Annotated in this window: 7 protein-coding genes; 2 read left to right on the forward strand and 5 right to left on the reverse strand. The window is 64.3% G+C overall.

The features are described 5' to 3' along the window. The 5 genes from ABEA06_RS07720 to ABEA06_RS07740 form a co-directional block, all read right to left on the reverse strand. The coding region (locus ABEA06_RS07720; protein ID WP_345311103.1) for an SCO6880 family protein at positions 1-845 on the reverse strand (845 nt) is incomplete at its 3' end. Further along, complete coding sequence (locus tag ABEA06_RS07725; RefSeq protein WP_345311104.1) at positions 826-2676, reverse strand: type IV secretion system protein; 1851 nt, start codon at positions 2674-2676, stop codon at positions 826-828. The genes ABEA06_RS07725 and ABEA06_RS07720, both read right to left, overlap by 20 nt. Beyond that, positions 2669-3418 carry a hypothetical protein gene (locus tag ABEA06_RS07730; protein ID WP_345311105.1) on the reverse strand — a complete coding sequence of 250 codons (750 nt, stop codon included), beginning with the start codon at positions 3416-3418 and terminating at the stop codon, positions 2669-2671. The genes ABEA06_RS07725 and ABEA06_RS07730 overlap by 8 nt, the downstream gene beginning before the upstream one ends. 57 nt (positions 3419-3475) lie before the next feature. Then, on the reverse strand, positions 3476-3856 hold the full coding sequence (locus ABEA06_RS07735) for a hypothetical protein (protein WP_345311106.1): 381 nt from the start codon (positions 3854-3856) through the stop codon (positions 3476-3478). Further along, a complete protein-coding gene (locus tag ABEA06_RS07740) occupies positions 3853-4476 on the reverse strand; it encodes a DUF6668 family protein (RefSeq protein WP_345311107.1) in 624 nt (207 codons plus the stop codon). Before ABEA06_RS07740 ends, ABEA06_RS07735 begins: the two co-directional genes overlap by 4 nt. 170 nt (positions 4477-4646) lie before the next feature. On the opposite strand from ABEA06_RS07740, the gene ABEA06_RS07745 reads away from it, so the two are divergent. Together ABEA06_RS07745 and ABEA06_RS07750 are read left to right on the forward strand one after the other, a co-directional pair. Beyond that, positions 4647-4856: a helix-turn-helix domain-containing protein gene (locus ABEA06_RS07745; protein ID WP_345311108.1), complete on the forward strand. Its 210-nt coding sequence runs from the start codon at positions 4647-4649 to the stop codon at positions 4854-4856. A 519-nt stretch (positions 4857-5375) separates the two neighbouring features. Next, a partial coding sequence (locus tag ABEA06_RS07750; protein ID WP_345311109.1) for a MinD/ParA family ATP-binding protein occupies positions 5376-6325 on the forward strand: 950 nt, incomplete at its 3' end.

The raw sequence follows: 6325 nt of genomic DNA on the forward strand, positions 1-6325 counted from the left end.
CCCGCACCAGTGTCATTGAGCGAGAGGGTGAGGTTGGGTAGGCGGGTAGCCAGATCATTGGCGACCTCGGCGGCGTTGCGCACCCGGGACCCGGTGCGGATCGCGGCCTTGAAAGTCACCGCGATGTAAGCCCGGGTGACGGTAGCCCCGGCAGGTAGCATCTGCACGGTCTCGTTGATCACATCTCGGGCGAACTGGGGGGCCTCATCACTGATCCGGGCCTCGATCTTGCGCGCCAGGCGGTACCCGGAGTCCGGGGCGGCCTCGATTGTCACCGAGGCCGCAGTCAGGCCCGGCTCATCGGTGAGCATCCCCAGCCAGTGCGACCAGCGATCCACCCACCGGTTGATGTGGTCCTGATCGACCATGCCCCCGCCGTCGGGTTCGGAGGCCAGCACCACGGTGAAGTGGCCCTTCTGCGGGACCTGCAGCAAGGCGAAGGGCCGGCCGTAACCGTCGACGTGTTCGGTGATCTTGGAGCGCACCGAGATCCCGGGCAGCTTCGTGGTGCCCCCGGGCACCCGGCTCACCGGCCCGGCCCGGTACACGGTAGCCCCGCTATAGCGGGCGTTGGCCCACCCGGCCCGGCGCATGATGCGCTCGATGAGGGTGCGCCCGTGCTTGTTCTTCTGCATGGACAACACGATCAGGGTCAAGATCACCGCCTCAAAACCCAAGGCCACCAACCACAGGTTAAGCATCATCAGCACGATGCCCCCGACCACCCCGCCGATCAGCAGCACGGTCCCGGCGGTGGAGAGCCCGGCCAGGCCCTTGGAAGTGGGGGTACGGAAGTTGCCGTACACCCGCGGACGAGTGTCGGTCTTAGTTTCGGTTTGCGCCATCGGGGTGGGCCTCGTCTCCGGTCTCGTGGATGATCTGCGCCTTGATCTGGCGCACCTGTTGCTGGGCGGCCTTCGCCGCCGGACCCGGCGGGTGGGCCCCACCACCAGCTCCCGGGGTGGGGCGCGCGCCGGTGCTAGTACCCGGTGTGGGCTGGGCACTCTTCCCGCCGCCGGCGGTGGGTCCGGGAGTGCCGGCACCCGGGGTAGGCCGGGCCCCGGAGCTGCGACCCGTTGAGGCCACCTGGGTGGCCTTGGTATCGGTTGGGTCCGCAGACGAGGTGCTACCGGGTGCCGGGCCCGACGGGGCACCACCTGGGCCCGTAGTCGAAGACGTGTCGGAGATTCCGATTCCTGCGCTGGATGCGGTGGCCTCTCCTACAGCCTCCCCGGTCTTCTTGACGGCGTCGGCGGCCGCCAAGCCGGCCGCCACCGGAGCCGCAGCCGCCCCAGCGGCCGCGGTACCCGCGGCGCCGGCACCAGCAGCGCCAGTTCCCCCGCCGGCGGTTCCCGCACTGCCAGCGCCCGCACCGGCAGGCGTAGGCGATGGTGTGGACGTGGGCGCCTGGCTGGCGGAGCTATCGGAACCGAATCCGCGTCCGGACCGCGACAGGTGGGCCGCGCCCTGCGGGATCGCCGCGCCCATCGCGGCGACCCCCAACGCACCACCTCTACCGTTGGAAGACATCGAGCCCAGCACGGGGCTGAGGAAACCAATCAGCACCGGTAGCGCGAACACGGAGGCGATGATCATCATCAGCCCCGCAGCGAACTGGATCAGCCCGCCGTCGCCCTCCCATACCCCGGTGGTGGACATCTTGATCGCCAACCCGTAGATCAGGGCCGCCGCCGGCTTGTAAAAAGCAAACGCCAGGGTCCAGGCGATGACTTTCTGGAAGAAGTTCTTACCCGTTTCCGTATTCAAGAAGGCAGCAGAAAGCGGCAGGATCCCCGCCATCAGAAACAACATCCCGGTGCGCAGCACCATCAGCATCACCTGAATGAGGTTCACGATGATCGCCACCACCCCGCCGACGATGATCAAGATGACGTTGCCGCCCAACCACACCGGACTAGTGCCACTACTGGCCATGTTGTCCAAGGCCAGGAGCTTGAGCACATCGGTCTGGAAATCATCCCCGATGGCGGAGTCAATGATTTGCACCGCCAGGGCGTCGGTGCCCCGGATCAAGACATTGAGGATCGTCACCCCCGAAGCGGTGACCACGGCCAAGGTAAGCAGGCCCTTGAGCAGCTCCCGGGCCGGCTCAGCGCGCTGGGACCAGGCCATCCGCGCCCCGGCGATCATCACGCTCAGCGCGGCCACCGCCAGAGTGAGATAAAAGGTCTGGTCCTGGATGAATCCCACCGAACCGCTCAAGTTCATCGCCCGTGCCGGGACGAGGAAACCGATCAGGCTGGTGGCTCCCCCAACCAGCGCCGCCCCGCCGGCCAGGACGGTGGCGGTGTTGACCAGGCCCGCGCCGTCGCCGCGGCGGGCGTTAACGGCCAGCACGATGCCCAAAAACAGCACCCCGAACACGGCAACGCCCAACCCGAGCCAGCTCGCGTAACCCATCAATGTGTCGATGTAGGCGTTGAAATCCCCCCGCACCGGGGTCTGAGAACCGGTACCGCCCTCGGAAGTGAGGCCAGCGCTGCCGATCCGCGTCCACATCGAACCCAGGGAAGCGACCGTATCGACCACACCGGCGGTCACACCGTCGGCGATCTGATCTAAGGCATCCCCGGCGGCACCGGTCAGAGCTTCGCTAACACCTTTTTTCGCTTTGCAGATGCCGTCAAGGAATCCACACTTTTCCTCATCAGCCATTATCGGGATTCCACAGGATGTACCCGGACAGATCAGAAATCTGACCCGAGACGGGGCCACCGCTCCCGTCATCCTGCAACAGGAAACGCCAGTCTCCCTCGTACCAAACCATGTCGGTTGCGGTCGTTGTGTAAACCTTTTCCGTCCCGTCGTCAGCGGCCAGCACAACCTCGACGGTGGCCTTATCGTCCGTATAAGAGAGCAACCGGAACCCGGCCACTTCCAGCGGGACGGTCGCCGTGTCGTTCCCGCTCACTCGCTGCTGCGCCTGCCCGATGGCGATGTTCTTGCCGGGGCCCTCCATGACTCGCGCTTCGATGGTGTCGAGGAGGACCTGCGGGTCGTTGCCCGAGATCAGCATGTTAGTGGAAGCCAGCAATGCCCCTTCGGGGGTCTGGGAGTAGCAGGACCGGACACCCGTAGACTCGTCCACGGCGCCCGGCCCGTGCTTCTTCGAGGCTGGGGCGTAAATCGCCCCCAGAGCTTCCCACTCGACATCCTTCGGCGCCTTGGTCAAGGTGGTACCGCCGATGGCGGACAACCCGCACACCGACTCCCCACCCGAGGACGCTTCGGCCGCGGTGGCCGGTGCGGGTTGAGACTGCAACTGCTTTTGTCCATCGGGCCACAGCCACAGGACCAGTCCCAGCACTACCAGCAGGGCCACGAGCACCGCCGAGACCAGGAACCAAGGGCCCGCCCACCATGACTTGTCGTTGTCCGCCTCAAAATGATCTGTCACCTGCTGCTCCTTTTCGCGCGTGGGACTGGTCCTGTAGTTGTTGATGGTGGTCAGCTTCTAGATGCTGAAGTGGGAATCATCGTGGATCACAATGGCAGCAGCCTCCGCATCGCCACTCTGCTCTTCTTCTTGTCCTCCGCCGTCTTGGGAGATAAACGAAAGGATCGAAGCACCCCCGGAGATCAGCGCGACGGCCAACACGATCTTGATGATCCCGGAGATTTCTTCGGTGGTCTCACCACGACGAGCGTCGAAAGCCATCTTCCCGCCCACCACCAGCAGCCCCAGAACGGCGATGCCCAAGGCAATCCACTTGCCCACACCGATCATCCTGTTCCAGGACTCTCCGATGCCCGGAGGAGCCAGCGGGTCGGAGTCAGGCAGTGCAGCAGGCAGGGCCAAAACGGTGTCCTGTGCGGCAAGTACGAGGTCGATCATTGGGGAATCCTCTCGGAGGTGAGTTCATCGACTGCCTCACCGATAGCGGTGAGGACTTTCCTCGGCTCACGGGCCATGGACTCCCAGTCCACGGCTCCAGTGAGTCGGAGTTCTTCGATCCACGGCACCATCCAGGTGAAGGGGACACCGCCGGAGATCACACGGGTCGCTGCTGCCAGGGATCTCGGGGTCTTGCCCGGGGTGTCGGCCACGATCACCAACCCCGCGAGCACTACATCCGGATGTTGCCCGGAGGCCCAGCCCTGGGCGGCGCGTCGAGCTGATTCCAACCCGCGATGCGTCTGACGGGCGAGGAGGACAACGACAGGAGACGGTGCCTCTGGGGTTGGAGAAGGCCAACGATGATGGCATTCGACACCGTCTAGCAGCTCCCGGAATGTGGTCTCTCCCGCTCCACCATGGGCGCCTAACCAGTACGGACCAATAGATGACGCAGGAAACCGTTCGAGCCGTACGTCGCCGTCCGGTGCAGAAATACCCTGCTGGGGCGCCTGCGCTCCCCGAAGAACCGGGGGCAGCTCAGAAACGGTCTCATCCAGGAGCGAGACTGCCTGAGCCCCCGTGCCGGGCGCGACGAACCCTGTCCACCGATTGCCCATCTAGGCTCCCAAGTTGAATTCAATGCCCTGAGGTCCATCGCCGTGGATCATCCATGGAATTAAGTTGAACATGTTCAATTATAGGCAGTTTCGAGCTATGGTGTGCAACCGTAAGCAATTTTTTCCCACTCCGATGTACCGGAGCCGCTGTGATCGCTAGAGCGCTCTCTATGACTGAGTCGCTGGACAGACTCTTCCACGGGCTGCCCGAGCGACTTACCGTGGCCCAGCTGACCGACGTGCTGGGGCTGTCCAGCAGCACAGTGACCTACCGGTGGCTGAGGGATGGGCGGGTGCCAGCCATACAGCTGGGTTCGCACTGGATCATCCTCCGGGACGACGTGAAAGAACATCTGCGTGCTCACTACAACGTCTCCTAGCAACCCAGCCTCGGAATGAGGGACACCGACTGATACGAAAGGCATTCCCATGGCGCAGGCGCTCGACCGTCCGCGATGCATCGCGACGCTCAACGACAACGACACCGTTGAAGTCTCCGTCGACGGTGTGGTGACCCCCCTAAATTCAATGGACGACGCCATTGCTCAACTAACCGAGACCGCGCGTATCTTGGGTCGGCCCGTCAAGGTCGTAGCCGTCGACCCATCTTCGGCGAACGAATTCGAGACCTACTTGGTCGTTGGGCCCAACGGGGAAGTCTCCACCGATGCGACGCCCGCTCGCCTACCCCGGACCGGGCGTCGAGGCAGCCGTGCGGTCAAACCTGGAGAGCTCGTGNCGTGCCCGCCGAGTCGGCCCCGGAATCACTGCTGAGCGAGTCCGAAAGTTCCTCTCATAAAAAAGCTGCTTCAACGTCTTCCACCATCGTTGCGCCGACTCTCAAGAACGCTTCGCAGTCCCGTCCCGTGCAGGCAAAGTCAATGCCCTCTAGCGCCCCGGTGCCGCAACCATCTGACACGACAGTCTTAGACATCGACTCCGCCCCCAGCTTCATAGCCACCGACAGCTCTCTGGACGAGGCACCAGCCACCCACGGTTGGCGCGGGATGCTCAACCGCATCGGGCTGCATCTGACCCCTGGGCCTGGGGAAGTAGCGGAACGAGAAGACCTGGCCGCGGTCTCACGGCACTGGATCGGTTCCCGCACCATCGCAGTGGTCAACCAGAAGGGCGGTGCCAACAAAACCCCCACCGTTGCCCTGCTCGCCGCCCAGTTCGCCCGCCACGGCGGGGCGGGCGTGCTCGCCTGGGATAATAACGAAGCCATGGGATCCCTGGGCTGGCGTACCGACGGCGCCGGCCACGACTCCACCGCGCTGGACCTTCTCCACCACACCGATCACTTCCTTACAGCCGAAGCCAAGGCGGCCGAGTTAGCTGCCTTCGTCCACCATCAGGCGTATGACGCCTACGACGTCCTACGCTCTGACGAGTCACCGTCCAACACCCACGAAATTACTGGCGTCGAGGTGGACGCCTTGCACCGGGTGGCCGAGAAGTACTACCGGCTCGTCATCATGGACAGCGGCAACTCCACCCGGGGCGAGAACTGGGCGCACATGATCGCTCACACTGATCAGATCATCATCGCCACCACCACCGAGTCCGATAAGGCCCAGGGCGGGGTCAACGCCCTCAAAGCCCTGCACGCTGGAGGCCCCCATGCCAAGGAACTGGCCCGCAATGCCGTGGTGGTCATCTCCGAGCTGATGCCCTCGCACAGCACCAAGGCCCAAGCCATCACCGCGGAATACGCCCCGTTTGTGCGTGAGGTGGCCATCGTCCCCTTCGACCCGCACCTGGTGCAGGGCCGCATTCATCACCGGCAACTATGTCCAGCTACCCGTAGGGCCTGGCTCCACGCCGCGGCCCTGGTCTCCCAGGGCTT

The organism is Kocuria gwangalliensis (assembly GCF_039544365.1).
In the GTDB taxonomy this organism is placed as follows: Bacteria; Actinomycetota; Actinomycetes; order Actinomycetales; family Micrococcaceae; genus Kocuria; species Kocuria gwangalliensis.